Origin of the sequence: Streptomyces sp. RP5T, from assembly GCF_003933965.1 — a bacterium.
GTDB lineage: Bacteria > Actinomycetota > Actinomycetes > Streptomycetales > Streptomycetaceae > Streptomyces.
Genome location: NZ_RSAJ01001175.1, coordinates 1 through 920, shown reverse-complemented (window position 1 = coordinate 920; position 920 = coordinate 1). Strand labels below are relative to the sequence as shown.

Here is a 920-nt window from a genome sequence, read left to right as displayed (position 1 = left end):
CTCCCGCCCGTCGCCTCCGCTCACCCTCGCGAGTGAACATCGCCAACTCGGCTGGATTCCTGGCCCCTTGCCTGCCCTACGCTCAGCGCAACACAACCGCAGACATGCGACGGCCCTCGCCGGGACTGCAATCCCAGTGCGAGGGCCTGACCACCGAGGAAGAGGCAACTTCCTGATGGATACGCAGAACCCTAGCGCGCCCCCGCACGCCCAGTCCCGTCTTGCCGCCAACAAACCCCCGAACCGGCGACGGCCCCACTCCAGCGGCGGGCTCATCCACGACAACACCCGCCACACCGAGCGCTTCACGGTGATCGGCAATCACCTCGCCCAGCACCCGGAACTCTCCCTGCTCGCCATCGGTCTCGGCGTCCACCTCCAGTCCCTCCCCAAGGGTGCCCAGGTCGACATCAAGACCCTCACCGGCCGCTTCCCCGAGGGTGCCACCCGTATCGCCACCGCCCTGCGCGAACTGGAAGACCACGGCTACCTGCGGCGGAAACGCGAACGAGTCCCCGACGGGCGGATCATCACTCGGACGATCTCCTGCAACCAGCCGGGACGTAACCAGCCGGGACACGACCCTCACGCCGACCGAGAGCCACGCGGACGGCCCACCCGACACCACAGACGGCGAAGAAGAAGCCGGCGCCTCGTAATAAGCCGCTCCCCGTCGTCCCGCAGCCCGGGTGCAAGGCCCCCGCTCTCCTCCAGCAGGCAACCGACCTCCTCGCCGACCTCCGCCGCCACGACTCCCGGCTGCTTTTGTCGGGCTGCGACACGGCCCACCTGGCTCCCGGCGTCGCCGCGTGGCTGGAGCGAGACGTCACCCCGAGCGCCGTACGCCACGCACTGACCAGTGATCTGCCGGACGAGCCCCTCCGCCGCCCGGCCGCCCTCCTGGCTCACCGTCTCACAGC

Annotated in this window: 1 pseudogene; it reads left to right on the top strand. The window is 69.7% G+C overall.

The features are described 5' to 3' along the window. Positions 1 to 175: 175 nt before the first annotated feature. Positions 176 to 920, top strand: a pseudogene (locus tag EHS43_RS48655) (helix-turn-helix domain-containing protein); the annotation flags it as partial.